This is a genomic window from Microbispora sp. H10836 (assembly GCF_012999525.1).
In the GTDB taxonomy this organism is placed as follows: domain Bacteria; phylum Actinomycetota; class Actinomycetes; order Streptosporangiales; family Streptosporangiaceae; genus Microbispora.
In genome coordinates, this window is sequence record NZ_JABBWU010000014.1 from 1 (window position 1) to 26,790 (window position 26,790).

A 26,790-nucleotide genomic window follows, 5' to 3' on the forward strand; every position below is an offset into this window, starting at 1 on the left:
CCTTCTCCGCCGTGATCACATCACCGGCGTCGGTCGCGGCACGGTACTCCATACCGGTCCCGACCAGCGGCGCCTCGCTCTTCAGCAGCGGCACCGACTGACGCTGCATGTTCGAACCCATCAGCGCGCGGTTGGCGTCGTCGTGCTCCAGGAACGGGATCATCGCCGTCGCCACCGACACCATCTGACGCGGCGAGACGTCGATGTAGTCGACCTCCTCCGCACGCGCGAGTTCGGTCTCACCACCCTTCGTACGCACCAGGACGCGCGACTCGGCGAAGCTGCCGTCGGCGTTGAGCGCCGTGTTGGCCTGCGCCTTGACGTACTTGTCCTCCTCGTCCGCGGTCAGGTAGTCGATCTCGTCGGTCACCTTGCCGTCGACGACCCTCCGATAGGGCGTCTCGACGAAGCCGAAGGCGTTGACCCGCCCGAAGGAGGCCAGCGAGCCGATGAGGCCGATGTTCGGGCCTTCGGGCGACTCGATCGGGCACATCCGGCCGTAGTGGGACGGGTGCACGTCGCGGACCTCGAAACCCGCCCGCTCACGCGACAGACCACCGGGACCCAGCGCGTTCAGACGCCGCTTCTGCGTCAGGGCGGCGAGCGGGTTGATGTGGTCCATGAACTGCGACAGCTGCGAGGTGCCGAAGAACTCCTTGATCGACGCCACGACCGGGCGGATGTTGATCAAGGACTGCGGCGTGATCGCCTCGACGTCCTGCGTGGTCATGCGCTCGCGCACGACGCGCTCCATGCGGGCCAGGCCCAGGCGGACCTGGTTCTGGATCAGCTCGCCGACCGTGCGCAGACGGCGGTTGCCGAAGTGGTCGATGTCGTCGATCTCGACGTCGGCCTCGCCGGCGTGCAGGCGCACGATGTACTCGATGGTGGCGACGATGTCCTCGTCGGTCAGCGTGCCCTGGGTGATGTCGGCCTGGACGCCCAGCTTCTTGTTGATCTTGTAGCGGCCGACCTTGGCCAGGTCGTAACGCTTCGGGTTGAAGTACAGGTTCTCCAGCAACGCCTGCGCCGACTCCTTGGTCGGCGGCTCACCCGGACGCAGCTTGCGGTAGATGTCCAGCAGCGCGTCGTCCTGACCGGAGGTGTGGTCCTTCTCCAGGGTCGCCCGCATCGACTCGTACTGGCCGAAACGCTCCAGAATCTGGTCGCTGGTCCAGCCGAGCGCCTTGAGCAGCACGGTGACCGGCTGCTTGCGCTTGCGGTCGACGCGCACGCCGACACTGTCCCGCTTGTCGACCTCGAACTCCAGCCAGGCGCCCCTGGAGGGGATGACCTTGCACCCGTAGAGGTCCTTGTCGGAGGTCTTGTCGGGACTCCGCTCGAAGTACACACCGGGTGACCGGACGAGCTGGGAGACCACGACACGCTCGGTGCCGTTGACGATGAAGGTGCCCTTCGACGTCATGAGCGGGAAGTCGCCCATGAACACCGTCTGGCTCTTGATCTCACCTGTGGTGTTGTTGATGAACTCCGCCGTGACGAACATCGGGGCGGAGTAGGTCATGTCCTTGTCTTTGCACTCGTCGACCGAGTACTTGGGCGGCTCGAACCTGTGGTCCCGGAACGACAGGGACATGGTTCCGGAGAAGTCCTCGATGGGACTGATCTCCTCGAAGATCTCTTCGAGACCCGACTGGAGCGGAATGTCCTTGCGCCCGGCCTGGCGAGCCGCCTCGACCCGGCCCTTCCATCTCTCGTTCCCCACCAGCCAGTCGAAGGACTCGGTCTGCAGGGCGAGAAGGTCGGGCACTTCGAGCGGCTCCCGGATGTGCGCGAAGGAGACGCGGCGGGGACCGGCGGGTACGGCGGAGGCGTTGCGCGAGGCTGCCAACAGATGTCCTTCCGGGGGATCGCGGACTGACGACACGCGCGCCGGACGACATCACAGCCGAAAACGAAGGAGTGGGATGCCGAGGGCGAGCATGATGGAAGGGCATCATAAACCAAAATGCAAACGAAAGTCCATCAATATCTAGCTTGTCAATCTCGATCCCGCAATCAGAGTTGCACGCCGGCGAGGAATTCGTCAAGCCGCACTCGCGATTTCGCTCGCGAATGAATCCGCCGTCCCGACACCGCCGCCGACGCCCCGCGACCGCTGATCGACGCCGGCACGCCCCGCGAAGCGCCGGCCTTCATCCGAGGCCGCCTGCTCCGTTCACAGGTGGGCGGAGTGCGCGCGGTGGCGGTTGATCGGTCGCCGCCACGGCTCGGCACAATTGCTGACGTGCGAGTCGGATTGCTCGGGCCGTTCGAGGTCCGGAACGGTGATGGGGCCGTGGTGGAGGTTCCCGGGATTCGGCTGCGCGCACTGCTCGCCGCGCTCGCCCTCGAACCCGGCCGGATCGTCACGCGTGCGAGGCTGGTGGACTGGATCTGGGGGCGGCGGCCACCCGCGGACGAGGTGAACGCCTTACAGGCGCTGGTGTCCAGGCTGCGCAAGGTGCTGCCGGACGGTGTGATCGAGGCGGACTCCGGCGGGTACCGGCTCGCCGTCGCTCCTGATGCCGTGGACGTGTGCCGGTTCGAGCGCCTGGTCGGTCAGGCCCGCACCGCCGAGCCCGCGGCGCGGGCGGATCTGCTGCGCTCGGCCCTGGCGTTGTGGCGCGGTACGGCCATGGCGGACATCGCGCTGCGGGACAGCGACGCGTTCGACGCCGCGGTCGTGCGTCTGGACGAGCTCCACGTCGCCGCGCTCGGGGATCGGGTGGATGCCGACATCCGCCTCGGCCGTGGGTCGGAGCTGGTCTCCGAGCTGACCGAGCTGGTCGCCGCGTACCCGCTGCGGGAGGGGTTCGTGGCGGCCCTGATGCGAGCGCTCGCCGATGCGGGACGTGCGGCCGAGGCGTTGACCGTGTACCAGCGGACACGTGAGCGGCTCGCCGAGGAGCTCGGCACCGGCCCGTCGGCCGAGCTCTCCGCGCTGCACACCGCGTTGCTGCGGGGCGAGCTGGGCGAGCGGGCGGACAACGGCAGGACGAACCTGCGCGCCGAGCTGACGAGTTTCGTCGGCAAGGACGACGACGTCTCCGCGGTCGCCGGTCTGGTCGCCGGGCACCGGCTGGTCACCTTGACGGGGCCGGGTGGCTCCGGCAAGACGAGGCTGGCCACGGAGACCGCACGGACGATGCTCGCCGAGCTGCCGGATGGGGCGTGGCTGGTCGAGCTGGCCTCGGTGCCGGCAGGCGGTGAGCCGGCGCAGGCCGCCCTTACCGCGATCGGCCTGCGTGACCAGGCGCTGCTCGGTGGTGCGCGGGGTGGGGAACCGGTCGATCGGCTCATCGCCGCCGTCCGGGACCGCGCGATCCTGCTGATCCTGGACAACTGCGAACACGTGATCGAGGCGGCCGCGACTCTCGCGGATCGGCTTCTCCGGGAGTGCCGGAGGCTGCGGATCCTGGCCACGAGCAGGGAACCTCTCGGTATCACCGGGGAGGTTCTGTGGCAGGTCGAGCCGCTCGCGCTGCCCGCGAAGGGGGCGGACCCCTCCGAGGCCGGATCCTCGCCCGCGGTGCGGCTGCTGCGGGACCGCGCGAATCTGGTGCGCAAGGACATCGGCTCGGACGCGCACACCTTGTCGGCCATGGCGCGGATCTGCCGGGCGCTCGACGGGATCCCGCTGGCGATCGAACTGGCCGCGGCACGGCTGCGCACCATGTCCGTCGACCAGCTGGCACTCCGGCTCGACGACCGGTTCCGGCTGCTGACCGGCGGCAGCCGTACGGCACTGCCCCGGCACAAGACGCTCCGCGCGGTGATCGACTGGAGCTGGGATCTGCTGACCGAGGCCGAACGTCGCGTGCTGCGGCGGCTCTCGGTGTTCTCCGGCGGGGCGAGCCTGGAGGCGGCCGAGCGGGTGTGCGGGAACGAGGCGCATCCCCGGAACGATGCGCTCGCCGGGGGTGGAGCGCTCGACGGGGAGCTCGCCGGGGAGCAGGTGCTCGACCTGCTGACCACGTTGGTCGAGAAGTCGCTGGTGCTCGCCGGCGGCGAGGACACGCCTCGCTACCGGATGCTCGACACCATCAGAGAGTACGCGGCGCACCGGCTCGCCGAAGCCGGGGAGACCGAGACGGCGCGCCGGGCGCACCTCGCCTACTTCACCGAGCTGGCCGAGACGGCCGATCCGCACCTGCGCCGGGCCGAGCAACTCGAGTGGCTGTCCACGCTCGACGCCGAGCACGACAACATCAACGCGGCTCTGCGCGGGGCCATCGCCGAGGGATGGGCCCAGGAGGCGATGCGGCTGGTCGCGGCCGCGGGCTGGTACTGGTTCCTCAGCGGGCACAGGGCCGAGGGCACCGAGCTGGGCATCGCGGCGGCCTCGCTGCGGAGCGAGGTCCACGGCACGGTGCCCGATGAGGTGCGGGCGATGGCGTACGCCGTCGTGGCGATGTTCGTCAGCTCCAGGATCGGCGGCGACCAGTATCAGGCGCGGGAATGGATCAACGCGGCGCACCGCTTCGCCCAGCTCGGCGAACATCGCAACCCGCTGCTCGGCTTCGTCGCGCCGCTGGAGCGGATGCTGCGTGAACCGGCGGAGTTCCTGCCCGCGTTCGAGCCGCTCATCGCCGGCGACGATCCGTGGGTGCGTGCGCAGGCCAGGGTCAGTCGTGGCCGGTTGCGGCTCACGCTCGGCGGCGACGAGACCGACGTGGACATCGACCTCGAGATCGGTCTCGCCGAGTTCCGCACGCTGGGTGACCGGTGGGGGATCTCGCTGGCGCTGACCTTCCTGGCCGATCGGCTCGCCATGCGCGGCGAGTTCGCCCGCGCGTGTGAGCACTACGAGGAGGCCGTCGTGGCGCTGACCGAGGTGGGCGCGACCGAGGACGTGGTCGGCCTGCGGGCGCGGCAGGCGCAGCTGTACTGGCTGCTCGGCGAGGAGCGATCCAGCGCCTCCGCCATGGCCGAAGCGCAGCGGTGCGCGGGCGGGATCACCTGGCCGGGCGTGCTCGCCGAGCTCGAGCTGGCGAAGGCGCGGCTGGCGCGCTGGCGCGGCGAGCCGGACGAGGCACGCCGGCACCTGGCCAGGCTGCTGGGCGACGCGGAACTGGCCGGCTTCGCCCGCGCCGGCGCCCTGGACCTCCACGGCTACCTCACGGAGGATCTCGGCAGGGCCCGCGCGTACCGGAGCGAGGCGTTGCGCGCGGTGACGGAGTACGAGTATCCGCCGGCGACCGCCGGGGTGCTGGTCGGGATCGCGGATCTCGCCCTTCGCCAGGGAGACTACGAGCAGGCCGCGCGGCTGCTCGCGGCGAGCGACGCCGTACGCGGGATGCCGGATCGTTCACAGCCGGACGCCGCGAGGATCGCCGCGGCCGTGCGGGGTCGCCTCGGCGAAACCGCGTTCACCGAGGCGACCCGGGACGGCCGGCGGCGGGATTGGCGCGAGCTGGCCGAGGTCACGCTCGCTTCGTGAACGACGCGCGCGCCCACAGGTAGCCGATCAGCGCGAGCCCCACGCACCAGGCGATCGCCGTGACGGCCGAACCCGCCGACGGCGTGCCGGCCAGCAGCCCCCGCAGGGTTTCGATGATCGGGGTGAACGGCTGATACTCGGCGAACTGCCGCACCCCCGGCCCCATCTTGTCCGCCGGCACGAACGCGCTGCTCAAGAAGGGAAGGAGCATCAGCGGGACGCCGGCGAGGCCCGCGCTTTCCGGCGTCTTCGCCGCGAGACCGAACGCGACGGCCAGCCAGCCGATCGCCAGGACCGTCAGCACGACGATGCCGATCACGCCGAGCCACTGCGCGAGACCCGCCGACGGCCCGAATCCCATGAGGAACGCGACCCCGGTGACGATCGCGATGGCCACCAGGCTCCGCAGCAGGGTCATGATCACGTGCGCGTTCAGCACCGCGGACCGGGACACGTCCATGACGCGGAGCCGGTTGATGAATCCGGTCGTCATATCGGCGTTCACCGCGATCGCGGTGGCGCCGATGCCGTAGCAGATGGTCGTCAGCATCAGTCCCGGCGTCGCGTAGTCGGCGTAGTCCACACCGACGCTGAACGCGTCACCGAACACGTAGACCATCAGGAACATCAGGAAGACCGGCATGACGACGCCGTTGAACAGCGCCAGGGGATTTCGCATGGTGTGCCGGAAGTTGCGCCGCAGCATGGTCACGGAATCCGCGATGACGTTCATCGTGCGCCGATCTCCTTGTTCGCGTCGCCGGTGAGGGCGAGGAAGACGTCGTCCAGGTCCGGGGTGTGCACCGACAGTTCCCCGACGTCGACGGAGTGGGCGTCGAGCCGGTCGAGCAGCGTGCGCAACGACCTCACCCCGCCGTCTCCGGGCACACGCAGGGTCAGCTCTTCGTCGTCCCGCGTGGAGCCGGGCAGGACCCGCGCCGCGGCGTCGAGTTCGTCCCGGCCGGTGAACCGCAGCCGGACATGACTCCCGGGAACCCGGCGCTTGAGCTCGTCGGAGGTGCCCTCCGCGACCAGCCGGCCCCGGTCGAGTACGGCGATGCGACCGGCGAGCTGGTCGGCCTCCTCGAGGTACTGGGTGGTGAGGAAGACGGTCGTACCGTCGGCGACCAGTTCCCGGATGATCTCCCACATGGTGCGGCGGCTGCGCGGGTCGAGCCCTGTCGTGGGCTCGTCGAGGAAGATGACCTGCGGCCTGCCGACCAGCGTCATGGCGAGATCCAGCTTGCGGCGCATGCCGCCGGAGTAGGACGCCGCCGGTTCCCCCGCCGCCTCGGCCAGGTCGAACCGGTCGATCAACCGGCGGGCGACTCCCCTGCCCTCCGCCTTGGGCAGGTGCAGGAGATCCGCCATCAGCAGGAGGTTCTCCTCGCCGGTGAGCAGGTCGTCCACCGCGGCGAACTGCCCGGTGACCCCGATCGCCGCGCGCACCGCCGTGGTCTCCGTGGCCACGTCGTGCCCGGCGACGACGACCGTGCCGGCGTCGGGGGTCAGCAGCGTGGTCAGCACGTTCACCGTCGTCGTCTTCCCTGCCCCGTTGGGTCCGAGCAGGGCGAAAACAGTGCCGGTCCGGACATCCAGGTCGATGCCGTCGAGCACGATCTTGTCTTTGTATGCCTTCCGCAGCCCCGAGGCCGTGATGGCTGATCCGTTCATGGCGTCCACGATCTCCGGCCGCCCTGACACCGGGCCGTTGCCGTGCTGACGCGGCCGCTGATACGCCGGGTCCGCGTCGGCTGATCAGATCAGCCGAGGACCATCGGGAGTTTCGCGGCCAGCTCGCCCAGTTCCACCTGCTCCGCGGTGGTCGGCGCGCGCCGTCCCGTGCCGACGAGCAGCGCGTCCTTGTCGGAGAACGACGCGGGGAAGGCGGTTCCGGCGATCTTCTCGAGCATCTCGCGGGACCGGGCGAGTCCCTCCGCGGGCGGTTCCGGTGCGTGCGGTAGGTGCGCGCCCAGGTCCAGGTGGTGCAGCGTCCACTCCAGGACGTACGCCGAGAGGTAGTCGCCCGCGGTGAGGACCTCGCCGCGGGTGCCGACCCGGAGGTCCGGGTCGGCGAGTCCGGCGGCGCGGCCCGCGGCGGAGCCGACGTCGTCGAGATGGAACTTGAGCAGCCGGGGCTCCTCGTAGGCGGCGGCCAGCCGGACGATCAGCGCGTCGAGCGGGTCGTCGCCGCTCGGCGGCGTCTCGGCGACGTCCCAGTAGGTGACCGCGTCGCGGGTCGGTTCCGTGTCCGCCGGGGTCACGAGGGTGATCAGGACGTCCTGAGCGTCGATCACCAGATGGCACACCAGGTCCCGCACGAGCCAGCCTGCGCAGCCGGACGGCTGTGCGAAGTCCTCGTCCGGGAGTTCGGCGACCACGCTGCGTAATGCCACCCATGAGCGCGCGAAGAGATCCACCCCAGCAAGGTAGCCCCTGCCGCGATGGGCGGTGAAGCACCCTCGCGCCCGGCAGTCGGGCGCCTCAGGATGGCTGGACGTGGTCGAAGAGGGCGATGGCGTCGGCGGGGTTGGGGCTCACGAGGCGTTCCAGACCTGCCATCGTGATCTTCGCCCACCTGCCGGCCCGCTCCCACATCTGTTCCTCGAATGCGCGGACGGCCCCGTCCAGATCTCCGGGGCCGGTGGCGATGGCCTCGGCGAGTTCGGCGCCGTCCAGCATCGCGAGGTTCGCGCCCGCCCCCAACGGGGGCATCAGATGGGCGGCGTCGCCCAGTAGCGTCACCCCGGGGACGTGGGTCCAGGTGTGGGACGCGGGCAGGACGTAGAGGGGGCGGTGGGCGAAAGCGGTGCCATGGCGGAGGAGGTCGAGGACGGGGGCGGCCCAGCCGTCGAACAGAGCCAGCAGGCTCGATCGCACGGCCTCGACGTCGGCCAGGTCCAGGTTCGTGTGCCAGTCCACAGGCGCGCGGAACTGGGCGTACACCTTGACGTGGCCGCCGCTGTTGCGCTGGGCGACAAGACCTCGGTTCACGCCGTACACGGCCACGGAACCGTCGCCGACCAACCGGGCGAGGTCAGGGTGGCGGGCGTCGACGTCGTCGAGGAAGGTCTCGACCAAGGTGACGCCGGTGTAGTGCGGTGTCATCGACGAGACCGCCGGGCGGGTCCGGGACCAGGCGCCGTCCGCGCCGACCACGAGGTCGAACGTCTCCTGCCGTCCGTCCGCGAAATGGACCAGTACGCCGTCCCGGGTCCCCGGAACCACCTGCGTCACGCCCCGCCCCCACCGGACGTCGAGAGGGCCGAGCAGCAGGTCACGGAGTTGGCGGCGGTCGATCTCGGGATTGGCCCGGTCGTCTGGACGGGGTCGCCAGTCGCGCAGGACGGTCCCGTCCGTGTCCAGGATGCGCATGGCCTGCCCCTCGGGACGAGACAGCGCCTGGAACTCCGCGAGCAGCCCCGCCTTGTCCAGTGCGAGCTGACCCAGCCCTTCGTGCAGGTCCAGGGTGCCGCCCGGGGGGCGGGCGTCGGGGGCGGGATCGCGTTCGAGGACGGTGACGGGGTGATCATGACGGTGCAGGACGCGGGCGAAAGTAAGGCCGGCGGGGCCGCTCCCGACCACGGCGATACGCTGTCTCATATCGATACACTGTATTCCGCCGCGACGCATCGCACCAGTACGGTGTGACCATGACTGTGTGGGACCGGCCGGAGCCGCCGCCTCGCCCCGTGCCGCTCGACCGCGAGCGGATCGTCGCCGCCGCCATCGCGCTGGCCGACGAGGGCGGGCTGGAGGCGGTGTCGCTACGCAAGGTCGCCGCCCGGCTGGACGCCGGTCCGATGCGGTTGTACGGATACATTTCCACCAAGGAGGAACTGTTCGACCTCATGGTGGACGAGGTCCAAGCCGAGATCCTCCCCGAGGAGCAGCCCGGCGACTGGCGGGAGGCGCTGCGCGTCCTCGCCCACCGCACCAGGCAGGCCGCTCTCCGTCACGAATGGCTGGCCGACCTGCTCGGCGGCCGCCCGGCCCTGGGCCCGAACGGTCTCGCCGTGACCGAGGCCACGCTTGCCGCCCTCGACGGCCTCGCCGACCTCGACACCGTCATGCGCGCCGTGGAGACTGTCAGCGCCTACTTCACCGGCGCGATCAGGCGCGAGATCGCGCACCTGCGGGCCGAGCGGGCCACGGGCCTGTCCAAGCGCGACTGGCAGCGCGCCTCCGGCCCGCACGTGACGAGAATGCTGGCCACGGGCCGCTTCCCGGCGTTGGCCAAGGCCGTGTACGACGGCACGGACGTGGACGCCGAGGCGTCCTTCGCGACCGGCCTGGACTGGGTCCTCGACGCCGTGGCCGCCAAACTCGCCCGGCCGCCGGCGTGACGCTTCGGCGATCAGCTGCCCGGCGCGACCCACAGGCGGACCGCCAGGCCGAGGCCGATCAGGGCGACCAGCCAGCGCAGCAGCCCGGCCGGCAGGCGCCGGGTGACCCGGGGGCCGAGCGTGGACCCGGCGAACAGGCCCACCGCGAGAGGCGCGACGGCGGCCCAGTCGACGGGCCCGAAGAAAGCGAATCCGGCGGCGGAGACCAGGGCGCCGGCGCCGAGGAGCATGTTCTTCAGGGCGTTCGCGGCGGGCAGCTCCGGCTCGGCGGTCACCAGGAGGAGGGCGAGGATCATCACCCCCGATCCCGCACCGAAGTATCCGTTGTAGACCGACAGGGCGGTCAGCCCGAGCGGGAGAACGGTGTCCGGTGAGCCTCGTCGCTCGTGACGTGCGGCGAGCCGGGGCTGCGCGAGCAGCGCCAGCGAGCCCGCGGCCACGAGGAAGGGCACGACGCGGGCGAAGACACCGGGCGAGGTGGACAGCAGCAACGCCGACCCCGCCGCCCCGCCGAGCGCCGACAGCGGCACCCACCGCCGCAGCCAGGGCCCCTTCCCGCGCAGCTCGGGCCGCGAGGCCAGGGCCGAGCCGGGCCAGCAGGCGACGAGCGCGACGATGTTGGCCACGTTCGCCTCGAGTGCGGGAAGGCCCGCCGCGAGCAGCGCCGGATAGGAGATGAGGGAGGTGATGCCGCCCGCGGTGCCGACCAGCCCGGCGAGCGCCCCGGCGGCGGCCAGCAGCGCGAGGTCCTCGACGCCGGTCACGCCCCGGCGTCCGGCATGGGCCGGCGCGTACTCACGCGGCGGCCCGGATCTCCTCCAGCAGGACCGCCAAATCGGCCTCGGTCGTGTCCGGGTGGAGAACGCAGGCGCGCAGGGCCGCCGCGCCGCGCAGCCTGGTGCCGGTGAGGAAGGCGCGCCCGCGCCGCTGCACCGCGGCGGGAATCGCCTCGTTCAGCCTCTCCGCCGCGGCGGCGTCGAGGCCCGCGGGCCGGTACCGGAACGCGACGACCGAGGTGACCACCGGCGCGAGCAGCTCGAAGTCGGCTGAGCCCTCGATCATCGCGGCCAGGACGCGCGCCAGCCGGGTGGTGTGCCGCACCAGTCCGGCGACGCCGTCGCGGCCCAGGTGCGCGATCGTGGCCCACACCCGCAACGCGCGGAACGGCCGGGTCTGCTCCGGCCCGTACTCGGAGTACCACCCCAGCTCGCCGGAGTCGTCGTCCCGCAGGTACGGCGGGACGAGGCTGAACGCCGCCCGCGGGCCGGAGGGATCGCGGAACAGGACGCATCCGCAGTCGACCGGGACGCCGAGCCACTTGTGCGGGTCCAGCGCGAGGGAGTCCGCCAGTTCCAGCCCGGCGTACGCGGGCCGGCACTCCTCCGCGAGCACACCGAGCGCGCCGTAGGCGCCGTCGACGTGGAACCACAGCCCGTTCTCGCGTGCGATCTCGGCGACCTCCCGCAGAGGATCGACCGCCCCGGTGTTGACCGTCCCCGCGCTGGCCGCGACGAAGAACGGGTGCACCCCCGCCTTCCGGTCCGCCGCGACGAGGCGGCGCAGCGCGGCGGTGTCCATGCGGTACGCGTCGTCGACAGGGACCGTGCGGATGTGCCCGCTGCCCAGACCGAGCAGCTCGGCCGCCTTGCGCAGGCAGCTGTGCGCCTCCTCCGTCAGGTAGACGGCCAGCGGAGGATGCCCGTACAGGCCCGTCTCCCGTACGTCCGGGACAGCGCGCTGCCGGGCCGCGGCGAGCGCGACGACGGTGGCCATGGACGCTCCGCTGGTCAGCAGCCCGGCGCCCGGCCGGTGGGGGAACCCCGCCAGCTCCGCCAGCCACCGGACGGCGGTGCGCTCCAGCAGCACGCCCGCGTGCTCGCCCCCGGCGCAGCTCGGGTTCATCGCCGCGGCCAGCGGTGCGACCACGACGCCGGCCGCCGAGGGCGGCGAGTTGACCCAGCCGAAGAACCGGGGGTGCCCGTTGCCCATCGGGTAGGGCAACACGTGCCGGTCCACGTCGCCGAGCAGTTCCGCCAGCGGGCGTCCCGTGGCGGGCAGCGGCTGCCGGATCAGCCAGTCCAGGTCCGGACCGGTCACCGGCCGCCACACCGGGCCGTCCGGAACCGCGGCCAGGTGGTCGGCCGCCGCGTCCGCGGCCCGCCGTGCCGCCTCGCGCAGGTCGTCCGTCATGGGGTCCTCCGCCCCGATCGCCGCCATGCGTCGACAACGGCCCGCTCCTTGGCGGGGTCGATCCCGGGCGGGGACACGGGGATCTCGCCGGACCCGGTCAGCCACGCCCAGGTGTCGGCGACGGTCTCCACCACCGGACGGCACCGCAGCCCGGTCGCCAGGGCCCGGCCTACGTCGGTCCGGATGAGCCCGGCCTGCTCGGGACCGGGCGGGATCCAGCCCGGCAGTTCCGTCCACCGGTCGACGCCGCCGGCCTCGATCGCCTCCGGATCCACCCAGACCGGCTCCGCGCGCCCGCCGGTGACGGCGACCGCGGACTCCAGCAGGTCCCGGGTCGTGGCGTGCCCCTCCGGGTTGACCAGGTTGACCGGGCCCCGCACGCCGCCCTCGGCCGCGTCGAGGAGCCAGGCCGCGAGATCCCGTACGTCCACGTAGCGGAACGGCTGGGCGGCCGGGCCGGGAGCGAGCATCTCCCCGCCCCGCGCGGCCCGGAGCAGCCAGTGCGGCAGCCGTCCCTGGTCCTCGTACGGCCCGAGGATGAGCCCGGCCCTGGCCAGCACCGCGCGGTCGCCGAAGGCCTGCTCCACGGCGATCTCGCCGCCCCGCTTGTTGGGGGCGTAGTCGATGTCCTCGGCGTCCGCCGACGCCTCGACCGTGGGCCAGTCCTCGTCCAGACCGACCGGCGTCGGAGGGGCGTACACCGCCCGGCTGGAGACGTACAGGTACCTGTCCGCGCGCCCGGCGAGCGCGCGGGCGCTGTCCCGTACGACCCGGGGCGCGCCGGCCCAGGTGTCCACCACGGCGTCCCATCGGCCGTCGGCGAGCGGGGCGAGGTCGGCCGGGCGCAGCCGGTCGCCGGTCACCGCCTCGGCCTCGGGGTGGGCCCATCCGGCCTGCCCTCGGGTGAACGTGGTGACGTGCCAGCCGCACTCCACCGCGGCCGTGACCACCCACCGGCCGACGAACGTCGTGCCGCCCAGCACCAGCAGCCGCATGCCGCTCACTCCTGCCTCCGGATCCGGTACAGAACGTGGCGGCGCAGCGGGTGGCCTTCGGGGAGCACCGGGTGGTCGAAGTCCCCCGCGGGGTCGTGGGTCATGCCGATCCGCCGCATCACGGCCTGCGAGCGGACGTTCGGCACCGCCGTGAACGAGACGACCTCGGTCAGTCCGAGGCGGCCGAACCCGTCCTCAAGCGACGCCCGTGCCGCCTCCGATGCGTACCCATGGCCCCAGGCCGAGCGGGCGAGCCGCCAGCCGATCTCCACGCACGGCGTGAAGTGCGCGGTGAACCTCGGGACCTGTAGTCCGGTGAAGCCGATGAACTCCCCGTCCGCCTCGACCGCCCACCAGCCGAACCCTCGCTCGTCGAATCCGGCGTCGGCGCGCTCGGCGAGCGCGTCGCTCTCCTCACGGGACAGCGTGGCCGGGAAGTGCTCCATGACGACCGGATCGGCGTTCAGCGCCGCGAACGGCTCCTTGTCCTCCTCGCGCCACCGCCGCAGCACGAGTCGCGCGGTTTTGATCGAATTCGTCACTCGCCGACGATAGTGCACGAGGGCTTGGGCTGCTGATGACGCACCCCGATGAGGGGGGCGGGAGAAAGCAGAGGCGGAAGTCGGCTAGAGTCGTTCGTGGCCGATGTGGTTTGTGTCCCCCGGGCCGCAATCACCGCCTTCACGGAATACCGTTCGGCTGGAGCCGTGTTGTGCATCTCGCCGAGGAGGCGACCGCCACATCGGCCCTCGACGTGGACGCCCCGCGAGACTCGGGTCTCGCGGGGCGTCGGCTCGTCCCGGGGCCGTCACCAGGTCCGTCCCGCGGGCAGACTCGTGAGGCCGGGCGCGGACAGGTGCAGCACCTCGTAGTGCTCGGCGTCGCCGCGCACACCCGGCGCCTCCCGCTCCCACAGCGCGAACGTCATCAGCCGCCAGTGGTGAGGGTCGACGGCGAGGGCCGCGGTGTGCAGGCCGTCGGCGCCGCCCAGCTCACGCAGTCCGGCGAGGGCGGCCGCCACCTGTTCCGGCAGGTCGGCCGAGGCGGGCAGCGGGACCAGCCGCCGCGACGCCGCGCGGGGCGCCGTCCCCCTGGCCCGGCCCGCCTCGACGGCCAGCCCCGTCCAGTGCCGCACGGCCGGGCGGCCGAAGTCGGCGACGATGCCCTGGAAGCCGCCCCCTCCGACCAGGAACTCGCCCATCCTCCCGGCGTCGTTCCAGAGGTAGAACGGCGCGTACTGGTTGACCGCGGAGCCGGCGACGCCGCGCTCACGGACCAGGTAGGCCTTGAGTCCGAGCCCGGGCCGGTCGTCGAGGGCGTGGCCGCGGGCGGCCACCCTCTCCCGGACGATCGTCATGTCGTAGTCGGCGGGCAGAGTGATCTCGTACTGCATCGCGTACACGGGCGGGTCTCCTTGGGCGCTCAAGCGCGGGACAACAGGGCGAGCACCCCGTCGACGGCCTGGTGGAACGGCTCGGGCGAACCGGCCGCGCGGGCCAGAACGTAACCGCCCTGCAGCACCGCCACCACCGTCGCGGCGGTCCGCGCGGGATCGAGGCCCGCGTCGAGCTCACCCCGGTCGCGTCCCTCGGCCAGCACCGCCGCGAGCCGGTCGCGCAGCCACCCGAACGTCTCCTCCAACGGCCGCCGCAGCGCCGGATCGGCCATGACCTCGGGGTCCTGGGTGAGCCGGCCGATCGGACAGCCCCGCAGCACCTCCCGCTCGCGCCGCAGGTAGGCCGACACCCGCTCGACGGCCGTGCCCGGGCCGCCCAGGATCTCCTCCACCCCGGCGCGCATCTCCTCCGCCGTACGGCTGATCGCGGCCAGCGCGAGGTCGGGTTTGCCGGAGAAGTGGTGGTACATGCTGCCCTGCCCGGCTCCCGCCCGCTGCTGGATCGCCCGTGGGCTGGTCCCGACGTAGCCCCGCTCCCACAGCAGTTCGCGCGTGCTCTCGATCAGGCGGTCCGATGTGCTCATGCCGTACATACTAGTAGGTACAAACAGCCATGGTGAAGCCGTACAAAACACGAACGGCTCCGTTGCAGGGGCCCTACACCTGTAAGGGGGTCCGGTCGCCCTAGGGTATGTGCGTCGGACCGGAGAAGGAGAGGCCGTGCTCTACCCCGCCCTGAAGTTCCTCAGCGTTCCCGTCATGCACGCGCTGTGGCGGCCGCGGACGGAAGGACTCGAGCACGTCCCCGCGCACGGGCCCGCGATCCTCGCCTCCAACCACCTGTCCGTGCTCGACTCGTTCTTCATGCCGGCCGTGGTGCCGCGGATGGTGCGGTTCGTAGCGAAAAAGGAGTACTTCACCGGCAACCCCCTCGTGGCGGCGTGGATGCGCTCGATGGGAGCGATGGAGATCGACCGCGAGAACGTCACGGCCGCCCAGGACATGCTCGACGCCGCGGTGGAGGTGCTGAAGGCCGGCGAGTTGTTCGGCATCTATCCCGAGGGCACCCGCTCCCCCGACGGCCGCCTCTACCGGGGGAAGGTCGGCGTGGCCTGGCTCACGCTGACCACGGGCGCCCCGATCGTGCCCGTCGCCATGCTGGGCACCGAGAAGGTGCTTCCGCCCGGCGCGTCGGTGCCGCGCCTGCACAGCATCGGCGTGCGGTTCGGAGAGCCGCTGATCTTCACCGGCGACGCGGGCAACGCCCGGGACCGCCGACGGGTGACCGACGAGGTCATGGCCGCGATCCAGCGCCTGTCCGGCCAGGAGTACGTCCCCCGGTACGGCGCCAGCGTCAAGAGCGCCGGGGAAACTGGAGTGTAAATAACGATTTGACCCCGCTAGGCTCTGGTCCCGACCGCAAGGCCGTCATTGGGGGTGCGCGTGCCGCGAGGACGTACTGTCGCGATCTCGGCCGCCGTGGCCGTCGTGCTGGCGGGGGGCGCCGCCGGCGGCGCCTACTACGTGCTGCACACGCGCGGCACGCCGCAGGAGACCGCCGCGCGGTTCGCCGCCGCCTGGTCGCGGGGCGACCTCGCGGCGATGAAGGCCGAGCTCGCCGCTCCCGCCCCCGGCTTCGACGCGGCGTACGCCGAGCTCACCAAGAACCTCGCGGTGGCGAAGGTCGCCGTCCGCGACGTGCGGGCCGGCGCGGCGAAGGACGACAGGGCGACCGCGTCCTACACCGCCACGGCCACCGTGAAGAACGTCGGCGACTGGACCTACCGGGGCTCGCTGAAGCTGGTGGTCAAGGACCACTACTGGAAGGTCGACTGGTCGCCGGCCGCGGTCCACCCCGCGCTCGACGGAACCAACCACCTGGCGCTCAAGACGTCGTGGCCGCAGCGGGCGGCGATCACCGGCGCCGACGGCGGCCGCATCGACGGCGGCGACGTGGGCGGCTCGGTGCAGCAGCTCGTGGGCTACCTGGACAAGGCGGAGGACGAGGACGTCGAGAAGCTCGGCACCGCCTACAAGAAGGGCGACGCCGTGGGCCGCGGCGGCCTGCAGGAGACGTTCCAGAGGCAGCTCGCCGGCACCCCCACCACCGAGATCCAGGTGGTGGGCCGGAGCCGGAAGACCCTGCACGCCGTCGAGGGCTCCCCCGGCAAGGACCTGCGGACCAGCCTCGATCTGAAGGTGCAGAGCGCCGCCGCCGACGCGGTGCGCGACCTGGACAAGCCCGCCTCGCTCGTCGCGGTCAGGCCCTCTACGGGCGAGATCCTCGCCATCGCCAACAACAAGGGCGGATTCAACCGCGCACTGGACGGCAGGTACGCTCCCGGGTCCACGTTCAAGACGATCACCGCCGCCGGGCTGCTGGCCGAGGGGCTGACCCCGTCGAGCCGGGTGACCTGCCCGAAGGAGGCGGTCGTCGGCGGATTGAAGATCCGCAACTCCGACCACGAGGCGTTCGGGTCGCTGTCGTTCCTCGACTCCTACGCCCACTCCTGCAACACCACGTTCGCCCCGCTCGCCGCGGACAAGCTCGGCGCGGCCAAGCTGTACGACCTGGCGACGGACCTGGGCTTCAACCAGCCGCTGCGCATCGGCGTCCCGGCGACCGCCGGCAGCATGCCGAAGGCCACCAGCGAGGCCGACCTGGCCGCGGAGTCCTTCGGGCAGGGCAGGATCACCGCCAGTCCCCTGGTGATGGCGACCGTGGCCGCGGCGGTGGCCGACGGCTCCTGGCGGCCACCCACACTGGTGCCCTCGCTGAAGCAGAAGACCGCTCCCAGGGAACTGCCGGACAACGTCGTCACGGGCCTGCGGTCGATGATGAGAGCGGTCGTCACCAAGGGCACCGCCCACGCCGCCGGGCTGCCCGCGGGGACGGCGGGCAAGACCGGGACCGCCGAGTTCGGCGCCGGCCCCGAACTCGACTCGCACGCCTGGTTCATCGGGTATCGCGGTGACCTGGCCTTCGCCGTCGTCGTGGAGGCCGGTGGCATGGGCGGCGGCGTGGCCGCGCCGGTCGCCGCGCGCTTCCTGAAGGGCCTGTCCTGACCCCGCGCGGATGACCTGCCGCCGGCGCTACACCGGGAGAGCGGCGGCGTCGTGCCGCAGGGCCATGACCAGCAGTGTCGCGATCAACGTGGCGATGAGCAGCCAGCTCACCGCGATGATCACCGTTGAGCGGCCCGGCCGGCGACCGGGGGCCCGTCCCTGCCGTCCACGCTCCACACGGTGGTTGAACGACTCGAGCCTGGCCGCGAGCTTCGGATCCTCGTCGGTGAGGTGCCGCTCGATCATCGCCAGCATCCGCTCTTCGTCCTGCGACCAGGCCATCGCGCAACTCTCCCAGAACGCAAGGTATATGCCGACGTTCTGCCCAACGATGAAGATCGTTAGCCGTTTCCAGGCCCGCGATTTACGACGCGTTGCCTGTTGCGATCTCGATCGAACCTCTGTTCTAATCGGAGGGTGCGATGGGACGGGCTGCGCCTCGAGACCGACGAAGGCGGACAAAGGGAGTCGACACCCCTGTTCGCCCGGTCGGCCGTGACGCGGACCTTCGACACCCCCGAGTTCCGGGGCGTCACCTTCTACGAGATCCACGCGCGGTCGATCGTCAACCGGGTCCCCTCGGCGAGCCGGGTCCCGTTCGAGTGGACCGTCAACCCCTACCGCGGCTGTACGCACGCGTGCACGTACTGCTTCGCCCGCAGGACGCACGAATACCTCGACCTGGACTCCGGGCGGGACTTCGACTCGAAGATCGTGGTGAAGGTCAACGCCCCCGACCTCGTACGCAGGGAGCTGGCGGCGCCCCGGTGGCGCGGGCAGCCCATCGCGATGGGGACCAACGTCGACTGCTATCAGCGCGCCGAGGGCCGCTACCGGCTGATGCCCGGCATCATCGGCGCCCTGCGGGACGCACGCAACCCGTTCTCGATCCTGACCAAGGGCTCGCTCATCCTGCGCGACCTCGATCTGCTCGCCGAGGCGGCCGAGGTGACCGACGTGAGCACGGCCGTCTCGGCCGGGTTCACCGATGAGCCGCTGTGGCGGGCCGTCGAGCCCGGCACCCCCTCGCCGCGCAAGCGGCTGGAGGTGTGCGCCACCCTCAACGAGCACGGCGTCGCGTGCGGCGTGCTGATGGCGCCGATCCTCCCCTACCTGTCCGACTCGCCGCGGGCGCTGGAGACCACCGTCCGCCGCATCGCCGAGGCCGGCGCCACGCACGTGACCCCTATCGTGCTCCACCTGCGGCCCGGCGCGCGCGAGTGGTTCATGGCCTGGCTGTCCCGTGAGCACCCCCGGCTCGTCCCCCGCTACCTGGAGCTGTACGGCAGGGGCGCCTACGCCCCCAGGGCGTACCAGGAACGGATCGGCGAGACCGTGCGGGCGCTCGCCCGCGAGCACGGCGTCGGCCGGTCGGCCCCGCACGGCGCCCGTGGCGCGCGACGGCTCGGCGAGCGGCCGGTCCGCCCGCCCGCACCGGCCGCGACGGCCGAGCAGCTCACGCTTCTGTGACCCGGAGGCGTGGTCCGTGCGGATACGATCGGCCACCGTGCAGGACGCCGAGGACGCCGAGGATTTCGTGCGCGCGCACACCGGGCTCGCGGCCGTGCCGTACGTGCCGGAGATACGACTGCGTGTGATCGCCGCGGACGCCACGCGGGACGCGGGCGAGGACGACCGCGTGTACGAGCTGTGGGAGCGCGCCGGGCGGCTGCCTTTCTGGGCCTGTCCCTGGGCCGGCGGGCAGGCGCTGGCCCGTCACGTGCTCGACCATCCCGAGATCGTGCGGGGGCGTACCGTTCTCGACCTCGCCACCGGCTCGGGACTGGTCGCGGTCGCCGCGGCGCTGGCCGGAGCCGCCCTCGTCGTCGCCAACGACGTCGACCCGTACGCGCTGGCGGCCGTCGGCGTCAACGCCCGCGCCAACGGCGTCGCGGTGCGGGTCGCCGGGGGCGACCTGCTCGACGGGGCGCCGTCCCAGCAGGTCGTGCTGGCCGGGGACGTCTACTACGAGGAGCCGCTGGCCCGGCGGGTCACCCCGTTCCTGTCCCGCGCGGGCGGCGATGTCCTTATCGGGGTCCCCGACCGCGCCTGCTCCTATCTCCCGGAGGGCGTGTTCGAGCCGGTCGGCGTGCATGATGTGCCCGCCGCGCTGGAGGACACTCCCAGCAAACGGACGACCATATACCGACTTTTCCGCACAACGTGACTTAGATCACAACAACGAGAGAACTGCCGGTTACGTCATAGGGAAAGGGGATCTTCATCTGACACGAACGGGGCATGACTGTGTCTTCACTTCACCGCAGGGTGGCAAGGAAAGCGGCCAGAGCGGTCGTACGGGCGATGGAAACCCGCGACCGGCAGCGTGCCCGGTCGGCGCCGCCGCCCGACGGTCACGAGATCCGCATCCTGCTGCTGCACGCCAACGGCATGGGCGGCACGATCCGCACGGTCTTCAACCTCGCCGGATATCTGGCGCGCACCCACGACGTCGAGATCGTGAGCGTCGTGCGGGAACGTGAGGAGCCCTTCCTCCCCGTTCCTCCCGGAGTGCGCGTCCGTTATCTCGACGACCGGCTGCCTCGCCGCAAGGGCCTGCTGTCGCGCTTCCCGAGCAGGCTGGTGCCGAAGGACGAGGCGGCCCACCACTGGTTCACCCTGCGCACCGACCTCAAGCTGGTCCGCTACATCCGCTCCCGCCGCCGGGGCATCCTCATCGGGACCCGGCCCGGCCTCAACCTGATCGCCGCGCGCTTCGCGCCCCCGGAGATCATCACGGTCGCGCAGGAGCACGGCAACCTGTCCTCGCACCAGCCGCTGGTGCGCAAGCAGATCACCCGCAGGTACGGCAGGCACGACGCGGTCGTCACCCTCACGCAGGCCGACCTGCGCACCTACGAGCGGTCCTTCGAGAAGGCACGCAAGGACCGGCCCGCCGTGCTGGCGCAGGTGCCCAACGCGACGCCCCACCTGAACGGCGGCGTCTCGCCGCTCACCGCGAAGACCGTCGTCACGGTGGGCCGGCTGACCTGGGGCAAGGGCTACGACCTGCTCATCCGCGCGTGGGCGCACGTGGCGGAGCGGCACCCGGACTGGACGCTTCGCATCTACGGCGGCGGCCCCCGGCGGGAGAAGCTCCAGGCGTCGATCGACAAGCGCGGGCTGTCCGATCGGGTGTTCCTCGAGGGCCCGGCCGAGGACGTCGGCGCCGTCCTCGCGGACGCCTCGATGTTCGCGCTGAGCTCCCGCCACGAGGGCATGCCGATGGTCATCCTGGAGGCCATGAGCAAGGGCCTCCCCGTCGTCAGCTACGACTGCCCGACCGGCCCGAAGGAGATGATCACCAACGGTCACGACGGCCTGCTGGTGAAGCCGGAGAAGATCCACGCGATGGCCGACGCCATCTGCGCGCTCATCGAGGACGAGGACCTGCGCCGCCGGATGGGCGCCAACGCCCTGAAGACGGCGGCCCGCTACGACCTCGACGTCATCGGCGCGCGGTGGGAGGACCTGCTGTCCGGACTGGTGGCCCGGCGGCGCGGTCTCCCGCCCGTCGGCCCGCTCGCGTACGGGCCGGCCCGGACGGGCGAACACGACGCCGGGGAACGGCCGGGCCCTCGCGACGCCGCCGCGCTGGACGTCGCCCGGGCCCAGAAGGGGCCGGCGGCGCCCCTCAGCCAGAACGCGTGAACCCGGGCGGGTGATCGCGAGGCACGGTCACACGGCCGGCGTCTCGGGGCTGACCGGCCCACTCGGACAGGCGGCGGGCGAGCGCGCGCACCTCCTCGCGCAGTTCCGGGGGCCCCACCACGGTGAACGGCATGCCGAGGCCGGCCAGCATCTGCGCCATTCCGTCCAGGCGTTCGGCGCGGCCGGTCATCCGGACGCCGCCGTCCGCCGGGGCGAGCGCGGCCGCCGTCGGCGGGATCCGCCTGCGCGCCTCCTCCATCGTCGTGACCAGTACCACCTCGACCTCATACCGGTACGGCACGCCCGCCAGCGACTCCATCACGTGGGCGACCGCGTCGAACTCCCCCGGCGCGGGAAACTCCTCCTCCGTCGCCACCACCTGGCCGATCCGGTCGAGCCGGAACGTCCGCACCTCGCCCCTGCGGTGGTCGTGGCCGGTCAGGTACCAGCGGCCCGAGTGGAACACCAGCCCGTAGGGATCGACCGTCCGCTCACTGCTTTCGCCCCGGTACGACCGGTAGGTCAGCCGTACGCGGCGACGACGGCGGGCGGCATCGGCGAGTGTCAGCAGCGTCGCCCCGCTCGGCCGGGAGGCCGTGGCGGATCGGGAGGTCAGGCCCACCATGTCCTCGACGGCGCCGACCCGGTCGCGCAGGGCGTCGGGCAGCACGCGCCGGATCTTCGCGAGCGCGCTCTCGGCCGCCCCCTCGCCCACCGTCAGGCCCGCCCGGCGGCCCGCGAGCAGCCCGAGCACCACGGCGGCGGCCTCGTCGCCGGTCAGCATGAGCGGCGGCAGCCGGTAGCCCGGCATCAGCCGGTAGCCGCCGTATCGCCCCCGCTCGGCCTGCACGGGAATGCCGAGGTCCTCCAGCCTGCGGACGTAGCGGCGCACGCTGCGCACGTCCACCTCCAGACGCTCGGCGAGCTCGGGACCGGTGAGCCCGGGCCGGGCCTGCAGCAACTCCAGGAAGGCGAGAACGCGATTCGTCGACATATCAGGACCGATTCTGCCCTGATTCGGTCCTAGCGTCGACGCATGACGACTTACGTACTGGTTCCCGGATTCTGGCTCGGCGCGTGGGCGTGGCGGGACGTGACCGCCGCACTCCGGGGGATGGGCCACGAGGCGTATCCCCTGACCCTCACCGGCCTGGCCGACCGCGCCCACCTCGCCTTCCCCGCCCTGGATCTGGACACCCACATCCGCGACATCACCGGCCTCATCGAGGCCGAGGACCTGCACGACGTCGTGCTCGTCGGCCACAGCGGCAGCGCCGCCGCGGTCACCGGAGCCGCCGCCCGCGCGGCCGGCCGCGTGAGCCGGGTCGTGTACGTCGAGAGCGGCCCGGTGCCGGACGGCATGGCCCAGATCGACCTCACCGGGCGGGAGTTCGTCGAGAAGCGCGTCGAGGACGGCCGGCGCTATCCCCTGCCCTCCTGGGACGAACTGGAGGAGTCGGGCGCGAGCCTCGAGGGGCTGGGCGAGCGGGAGCGGGGGCTGATGGCCTCCCGGGCCACCGGCCAGCCGCTCGGCACGATCACCCAGCCCCTCGTTCTCGGCGGGGACGCCGCCGCGTTCGCCGCGCTGCCGAAGACGCTCGTGAGCTGCTCGTTCCCGCTCGCGCAGGTCAAGGAGCTGATCGCAGCCGGGCATCCGTTCTTCGCGTCCCTGAGCGGGCCGGAGTGGGAGCTGCGTGAGCTGCCGACCGGCCACTGGCCGATGCTGTCGCGTCCGGCGGATCTAGCGGCGGTTCTCGCTCAGATTCCGTAACGAGCCAGCGCCTTTACGATGTAGATTTCCGGGTGGGACATTTGTCCTGCCCGGAGCCGTATCGATCGATCTACTCGGACCGGCGGCGCCCGCCTACCGTCGTCACCGTGACCACGAACACCCCCCACGCCGTGTCCCTGACCTCGGCGACCAAGCACTTCGGCCCCGTACGGGCCGTGGACGGGCTCACGCTCGCCATCCCCCGCGGCCAGACCGTGGCACTGCTCGGCCCCAACGGCGCGGGCAAGTCGACCACCATCGCGCTGCTGCTCGGGCTGCTCGCACCCGACTCCGGGCGGGCCGTGCTGTTCGACCTCGCCCCCGAGCAGGCCGTACGGCGGGGCCTGGTCGGCGCGATGCCGCAGGAGGGCGGCCTCGTCCCACGGGTGACGGTCCGCGAGTTGCTGACCTTCGTGGCCGGGACCTACGCCGCTCCCCTCCCCCTCGACCAGGTGCTCGCGCTCGCGCGGATCGGCGACCTGCGCGACCGCCGGGTGGACCGGCTGTCGGGCGGGCAGGCGCAGCGTGTGCGGTTCGCGACGGCCGTGTGCGGCGACCCCGGCCTGATCGTCCTCGACGAGCCCACCGCGGCGCTGGACGTGGAGGCCAGGCGCGAGTTCTGGGACGGCATGCGCGGGCTGGCCAGCCGGGGCAAGACGATCCTGTTCTCCACGCACTACCTGGAGGAGGCCGACGAGCACGCCGACCGCGTCGTCGTGCTCGGTCACGGCCGGGTGGTCGCCGACGGCACCAGCGCGGAAATCAAGCGGGCGGCGGCGCTGACCACGGTGAGCGTGACGGCCGACGGCGAGTCCGCCTGGCTCGCGGCCCTGCCGGGCGTGCGCCACATGGAGATCAGGGGCGGCCGGGTCCACCTGCGCAGCGCCGACTCCGACGCCACCGTCATGGCCCTCGCCCGCGCGGGCGCCGTCCGCGAGCTGGAGGTCGTGCCGGCCGACCTGGAGGACGCCTTCGTCGCCCTCACCGCGAAGGAGAACGCGTGATGTGGGGATACGTACGGCTCGAACTGATCAGGAGCACGCGCGACGGCGGCTACGTGATCTTCGGGATCGTCATGCCGGTCGTCATGTACCTCGTCTTCACCAACCTCGGCCTGGCCCCCGGCGACCGGCACGACGCCGCGATCTACACGATGGTCAGCATGGCGGCGTACGGCGCGCTCGGCGGCGCGTTCAACAACGGCAGCGGCATCGCCGAGGACCGCGCGGCGGGATGGCTGCGCCGGTTGCGGCTCACCCCGCTGACCCCCGCCCAGGTCGTGGCCGGGAAGGTCGTCACAGGGATCGTCGGCGTCGTGCCGAGCATCGCGGCCGTGCTGCTGGCCGGTGTGCTGGTCAACCACGTCACGCTCGCGCCGCAGCGGTGGCTGGCGATCGTGGTGCTCCTGTGGGCGGGGACCGTGCCGTTCTCCCTGCTCGGCCTCGGCAACGGCTATCGCCTGTCGGGCCAGTCGGCCGCGATGGCCAACATCGCGACCATGCTGACGCTGGCCGTCCTCGGCGGCCTGTGGGTGCCGATCGCGAACTTCCCGTCCTGGCTGCGCGCCGTCGCCGAGTGGATCCCGTCGAACAGCTACGCGGGCCTGTCGTGGCGGGTCGCGTTCGGCGACGTCCCCACCGTCCGCCAGGTCGCGATCCTGTCGGCCTGGCTGCTCGTCTTCGGCGTCTACGCGGTGCACGGCTATCGCCGCGCCGGCCGCCGGGCCTGACCGCTAATGTGACGTTCCCGATGACGACAGAACGCGGCACCTGGCTCGACCCGCTGCGGGAGGGCGAGCGCGGCCCCGACGCCAGGGGTATGTACATGTGGGCCGCCCTGACGGCGGCGCCCGTGTGGGACATCGCGCACGGCCGCTCCCACCCGCTGTGGCTGGCCTGGCCGGCCGCGCTGGCCGCCGCCGGGCTCTACGTGGCCACCACGCACTTCGCCTTCGCCGACCGGCGGCGCGCCCTGCCGGCGCTGGGACTGCTCGCGGCGGTGGTCCTGGCGTCGGCGGCCTGGTTCGGGAACAACTGGCTCTACCTGGTCGCCATGCTGGCCGTGGCCACCGGGACCACCATCCGCGGCAGGATCCTGCCGGTCGCGCTGTTCGCCGAGTGCGCCGCCGCTCTGGCCGTCGCCGTACGGGCCGGCACCGACCTGAGCGGCATGCTCGCGCTGGTCTGGGGGACGTTCACCGCGGGCATCATCCCGGCGATCATCATCCGGCTGTGGGAGGCCATCCACGAGCTCAAGGCGACCCGGGAGGAGCTGGCCCGGGCCGCCGTGAGCGAGGAGCGGCTGCGCTTCTCCCGCGACCTGCACGACCTGCTCGGCCACACGCTCTCGGTGATGGTGGTCAAGGCCGAGGCCGTACGCCGGCTCGCGCGGGTGGACGCGGACGAGGCGGCCGGGCAGGCGGCCGACATCGAGCGGATCGGGCGGCAGGCGCTGACCGAGGTGCGCGCCGCCGTCACCGGCTACCGCGGCAGAGGGCTCACCGCCGAGCTCGACTCCGCCCGGGCCGCCCTCGCGGACGGCGGCGTCGAGGCGACCGTCCGCGTCTCCTCCGTACGGCCCGCTCCCGAGACCGACGCCCTGCTCGGCTGGGCCGTGCGCGAGGGCGTCACCAACGTCGTACGGCACGGCGGCGCGGCGGCCTGCGCGATCGGCCTGCGCGAGGACGCCGGACACCTCGTGCTCGAGATCCGCAACGACGGCCCGCCCGCGAAACCCCACGGCAGGGGCAACGGCCTGACCGGCCTGCGCGAGCGGGTGAAGGCCGCCGGCGGCGCCGTGGAGACCACGGCGCCGCCGGACGGGGGCTTCCTCCTCCGGGTGACCGTGCCGTACGCGAAGGAGGACGGCGAGTGATCAGGCTGCTGCTGGCCGAGGACCAGGGCATGATGCGCGGCGCGCTGGCCCTGCTCCTCGGCCTGGAGGAGGACATCGAGGTCGTCGCCCAGGTCGGCCACGGTGACGAGGTGGTGGACGCCGCGCTGCGGACCCGGCCCGACGTGGCTCTGCTCGACATCGAGATGCCGGGCCGCGGCGGCCTGGAGACCGCCGCCGACCTGGGCGAGCGGCTGCCCGGCTGCGCCGTGCTCATCCTCACGACGTTCGGGCGGCCCGGCTACCTGCGCCGCGCGATGGAGGCCGGGGCCCGGGGGTTCCTGGTCAAGGACGGGCCGGTCGAGGAGCTCGCCGACGCCGTCCGCCGCGTGCTGCGCGGCGAGCGGGTCATCGACCCCGCTCTCGCGGCGGCCGCGCTGAGCACCGGCCCGAGCCCGCTGACCGACCGGGAGCGCGACGTCCTCGCCGCGGCGGCGGACGGCTCGACGATCTCCGACATCGCCGCCCGCCTCCACCTGTCGGAGAGCACCGTGCGCAACTACCTGTCGTCGGCCATCGGCAAGACCGGCACCAGGAACCGCATCGAGGCCGCCCGCCTGGCCCGCCACAACGGCTGGCTGTAGGGGGTCACTGCACGTCGAACTCGTTGCCCTCGGGGTCGGCCATGGTGACGTGGTGGGTCCCCGGCTCCTGCACGGTCCGCAGCACGGTGGCGCCGAGCGCCTTGAGCCGGTCCACCTCGGCGTCCCTGCGCTCGGGGCCCGCGTGCAGGTCGATGTGCAGGCGGTTCTTGCCCGCCTTCGGCTCGGGGACCGCCTGGAAGAGGATCCGGCGGCCGAGGCCGGTGCCACTGTGCGGATCGAACGGGTCGTCCGGGTGCCGCACGGCCCGCAGTGCCCGGAAGGCCGTGCGGTCGGGGGTCACCTCCGCCTCCCCCAGGACGCCGGCGTCCAGGAGCCGGCCGACCAGCGCGCTGTTGTCCTCCACCTCGTAGCCCAGGGCCTCCGCCCAGAACGCCGCCTGCGCGTGCGGGTCGGCGCAGTCGATGACGAGCTTCCATTCGAGAGTCATGTAACCTT

The 26,790-nt window shown here is 72.3% G+C and carries 25 protein-coding genes and 1 pseudogene; 12 read left to right on the forward strand and 14 right to left on the reverse strand.

The annotated features are described in order from the left end of the window. A pseudogene (locus tag HHX30_RS24545) lies at nucleotides 1–1,852 on the reverse strand (DNA-directed RNA polymerase subunit beta); the annotation flags it as partial. A gap of 396 nt (nucleotides 1,853–2,248) precedes the next feature. On the opposite strand from HHX30_RS24545, the gene HHX30_RS24550 reads away from it, so the two are divergent. Next, complete coding sequence (locus HHX30_RS24550) at nucleotides 2,249–5,443, forward strand: BTAD domain-containing putative transcriptional regulator (protein ID WP_169984345.1); 3,195 nt, start codon at nucleotides 2,249–2,251, stop codon at nucleotides 5,441–5,443. On the opposite strand, the gene HHX30_RS24555 is transcribed toward HHX30_RS24550, so the two are convergent. The 4 genes from HHX30_RS24555 to HHX30_RS24570 form a co-directional block, all read right to left on the reverse strand. Next, nucleotides 5,427–6,176 (reverse strand): ABC transporter permease, encoded by a 750-nt coding sequence (locus tag HHX30_RS24555; protein ID WP_169984346.1) that lies wholly within the window; start codon nucleotides 6,174–6,176, stop codon nucleotides 5,427–5,429. The genes HHX30_RS24550 and HHX30_RS24555 overlap by 17 nt on opposite strands. Further along, nucleotides 6,173–7,117: an ATP-binding cassette domain-containing protein gene (locus HHX30_RS24560; RefSeq protein ID WP_169984347.1), complete on the reverse strand. Its 945-nt coding sequence runs from the start codon at nucleotides 7,115–7,117 to the stop codon at nucleotides 6,173–6,175. Before HHX30_RS24560 ends, HHX30_RS24555 begins: the two co-directional genes overlap by 4 nt. 89 nt (nucleotides 7,118–7,206) lie before the next feature. Beyond that, complete coding sequence (locus HHX30_RS24565; RefSeq protein WP_169984348.1) at nucleotides 7,207–7,863, reverse strand: maleylpyruvate isomerase N-terminal domain-containing protein; 657 nt, start codon at nucleotides 7,861–7,863, stop codon at nucleotides 7,207–7,209. 64 nt (nucleotides 7,864–7,927) lie between these two features. Continuing rightward, complete coding sequence (locus HHX30_RS24570) at nucleotides 7,928–9,046, reverse strand: NAD(P)/FAD-dependent oxidoreductase (RefSeq protein ID WP_169984349.1); 1,119 nt, start codon at nucleotides 9,044–9,046, stop codon at nucleotides 7,928–7,930. Between the two features lie 50 nt (nucleotides 9,047–9,096). On the opposite strand from HHX30_RS24570, the gene HHX30_RS24575 reads away from it, so the two are divergent. Beyond that, nucleotides 9,097–9,789 (forward strand): TetR/AcrR family transcriptional regulator, encoded by a 693-nt coding sequence (locus tag HHX30_RS24575; protein WP_169984350.1) that lies wholly within the window; start codon nucleotides 9,097–9,099, stop codon nucleotides 9,787–9,789. A gap of 11 nt (nucleotides 9,790–9,800) precedes the next feature. Here HHX30_RS24575 and HHX30_RS24580 read toward each other — a convergent pair whose 3' ends face one another. The 6 genes from HHX30_RS24580 to HHX30_RS24605 form a co-directional block, all read right to left on the reverse strand. Continuing rightward, complete coding sequence (locus tag HHX30_RS24580) at nucleotides 9,801–10,553, reverse strand: sulfite exporter TauE/SafE family protein (protein WP_169984351.1); 753 nt, start codon at nucleotides 10,551–10,553, stop codon at nucleotides 9,801–9,803. A gap of 31 nt (nucleotides 10,554–10,584) precedes the next feature. Beyond that, nucleotides 10,585–11,979 (reverse strand): aminotransferase class V-fold PLP-dependent enzyme, encoded by a 1,395-nt coding sequence (locus HHX30_RS24585; protein WP_169984352.1) that lies wholly within the window; start codon nucleotides 11,977–11,979, stop codon nucleotides 10,585–10,587. Then, the gene (locus HHX30_RS24590; RefSeq protein WP_169984353.1) at nucleotides 11,976–12,974 is read right to left on the reverse strand and encodes an NAD-dependent epimerase/dehydratase family protein; all 999 of its coding nucleotides are present in this window, start codon (nucleotides 12,972–12,974) and stop codon (nucleotides 11,976–11,978) included. Before HHX30_RS24590 ends, HHX30_RS24585 begins: the two co-directional genes overlap by 4 nt. A gap of 5 nt (nucleotides 12,975–12,979) precedes the next feature. After that, on the reverse strand, nucleotides 12,980–13,516 hold the full coding sequence (locus HHX30_RS24595) for a GNAT family N-acetyltransferase (RefSeq protein WP_311922847.1): 537 nt from the start codon (nucleotides 13,514–13,516) through the stop codon (nucleotides 12,980–12,982). Nucleotides 13,517–13,782: 266 nt separating this feature from the next. Further along, a complete protein-coding gene (locus HHX30_RS24600; protein WP_211592490.1) occupies nucleotides 13,783–14,367 on the reverse strand; it encodes a DUF4865 family protein in 585 nt (194 codons plus the stop codon). A 29-nt stretch (nucleotides 14,368–14,396) separates the two neighbouring features. Beyond that, complete coding sequence (locus tag HHX30_RS24605) at nucleotides 14,397–14,954, reverse strand: TetR/AcrR family transcriptional regulator (RefSeq protein WP_169984355.1); 558 nt, start codon at nucleotides 14,952–14,954, stop codon at nucleotides 14,397–14,399. Between the two features lie 136 nt (nucleotides 14,955–15,090). Between HHX30_RS24605 and HHX30_RS24610 the strand changes: the two genes are divergently transcribed. Together HHX30_RS24610 and HHX30_RS24615 are read left to right on the forward strand one after the other, a co-directional pair. Continuing rightward, on the forward strand, nucleotides 15,091–15,753 hold the full coding sequence (locus HHX30_RS24610; RefSeq protein ID WP_310742060.1) for a lysophospholipid acyltransferase family protein: 663 nt from the start codon (nucleotides 15,091–15,093) through the stop codon (nucleotides 15,751–15,753). Between the two features lie 60 nt (nucleotides 15,754–15,813). Beyond that, nucleotides 15,814–17,436 carry a penicillin-binding transpeptidase domain-containing protein gene (locus HHX30_RS24615; RefSeq protein WP_169984356.1) on the forward strand — a complete coding sequence of 541 codons (1,623 nt, stop codon included), beginning with the start codon at nucleotides 15,814–15,816 and terminating at the stop codon, nucleotides 17,434–17,436. A 27-nt stretch (nucleotides 17,437–17,463) separates the two neighbouring features. Here the strand turns inward: HHX30_RS24615 and HHX30_RS24620 are convergent, their stop codons facing one another. Beyond that, complete coding sequence (locus tag HHX30_RS24620) at nucleotides 17,464–17,718, reverse strand: DUF3040 domain-containing protein (RefSeq protein WP_169984357.1); 255 nt, start codon at nucleotides 17,716–17,718, stop codon at nucleotides 17,464–17,466. Between the two features lie 135 nt (nucleotides 17,719–17,853). On the opposite strand from HHX30_RS24620, the gene HHX30_RS24625 reads away from it, so the two are divergent. The 3 genes from HHX30_RS24625 (at nucleotide 17,854) to HHX30_RS24635 (ending at nucleotide 21,087) form a co-directional block, all read left to right on the forward strand. Next, on the forward strand, nucleotides 17,854–18,906 hold the full coding sequence (locus HHX30_RS24625; protein ID WP_169984358.1) for an Rv2578c family radical SAM protein: 1,053 nt from the start codon (nucleotides 17,854–17,856) through the stop codon (nucleotides 18,904–18,906). Between the two features lie 16 nt (nucleotides 18,907–18,922). Beyond that, on the forward strand, nucleotides 18,923–19,603 hold the full coding sequence (locus HHX30_RS24630; protein ID WP_169984359.1) for a methyltransferase: 681 nt from the start codon (nucleotides 18,923–18,925) through the stop codon (nucleotides 19,601–19,603). A gap of 101 nt (nucleotides 19,604–19,704) precedes the next feature. Then, the gene (locus HHX30_RS24635; RefSeq protein WP_311922848.1) at nucleotides 19,705–21,087 is read left to right on the forward strand and encodes a glycosyltransferase family 4 protein; all 1,383 of its coding nucleotides are present in this window, start codon (nucleotides 19,705–19,707) and stop codon (nucleotides 21,085–21,087) included. Here HHX30_RS24635 and HHX30_RS24640 read toward each other — a convergent pair. Next, nucleotides 21,071–22,081 carry a YafY family protein gene (locus HHX30_RS24640; protein ID WP_169984361.1) on the reverse strand — a complete coding sequence of 337 codons (1,011 nt, stop codon included), beginning with the start codon at nucleotides 22,079–22,081 and terminating at the stop codon, nucleotides 21,071–21,073. The two genes, HHX30_RS24635 and HHX30_RS24640, sit on opposite strands and share 17 nt — an antisense overlap. A gap of 42 nt (nucleotides 22,082–22,123) precedes the next feature. Between HHX30_RS24640 and HHX30_RS24645 the strand changes: the two genes are divergently transcribed. The 5 genes from HHX30_RS24645 (at nucleotide 22,124) to HHX30_RS24665 (ending at nucleotide 26,334) form a co-directional block, all read left to right on the forward strand. Next, nucleotides 22,124–22,858 (forward strand): alpha/beta fold hydrolase, encoded by a 735-nt coding sequence (locus HHX30_RS24645; protein ID WP_169984362.1) that lies wholly within the window; start codon nucleotides 22,124–22,126, stop codon nucleotides 22,856–22,858. A gap of 107 nt (nucleotides 22,859–22,965) precedes the next feature. After that, nucleotides 22,966–23,862, forward strand: coding sequence for an ABC transporter ATP-binding protein (locus HHX30_RS24650; RefSeq protein ID WP_311922849.1), 897 nt, complete (start codon nucleotides 22,966–22,968; stop codon nucleotides 23,860–23,862). Continuing rightward, on the forward strand, nucleotides 23,862–24,587 hold the full coding sequence (locus tag HHX30_RS24655; RefSeq protein ID WP_169984539.1) for an ABC transporter permease: 726 nt from the start codon (nucleotides 23,862–23,864) through the stop codon (nucleotides 24,585–24,587). The genes HHX30_RS24650 and HHX30_RS24655 overlap by 1 nt, the downstream gene beginning before the upstream one ends. A gap of 20 nt (nucleotides 24,588–24,607) precedes the next feature. Further along, the gene (locus HHX30_RS24660) at nucleotides 24,608–25,732 is read left to right on the forward strand and encodes a sensor histidine kinase (protein WP_169984363.1); all 1,125 of its coding nucleotides are present in this window, start codon (nucleotides 24,608–24,610) and stop codon (nucleotides 25,730–25,732) included. Next, nucleotides 25,729–26,334, forward strand: coding sequence for a response regulator transcription factor (locus HHX30_RS24665; protein WP_169984364.1), 606 nt, complete (start codon nucleotides 25,729–25,731; stop codon nucleotides 26,332–26,334). The genes HHX30_RS24660 and HHX30_RS24665 overlap by 4 nt, the downstream gene beginning before the upstream one ends. 4 nt (nucleotides 26,335–26,338) lie before the next feature. Here HHX30_RS24665 and HHX30_RS24670 read toward each other — a convergent pair whose 3' ends face one another. Continuing rightward, entirely contained in the window at nucleotides 26,339–26,782 is a 444-nt protein-coding gene (locus HHX30_RS24670; RefSeq protein WP_169984365.1) for a VOC family protein, read from the reverse strand. Nucleotides 26,783–26,790: the final 8 nt, after the last annotated feature.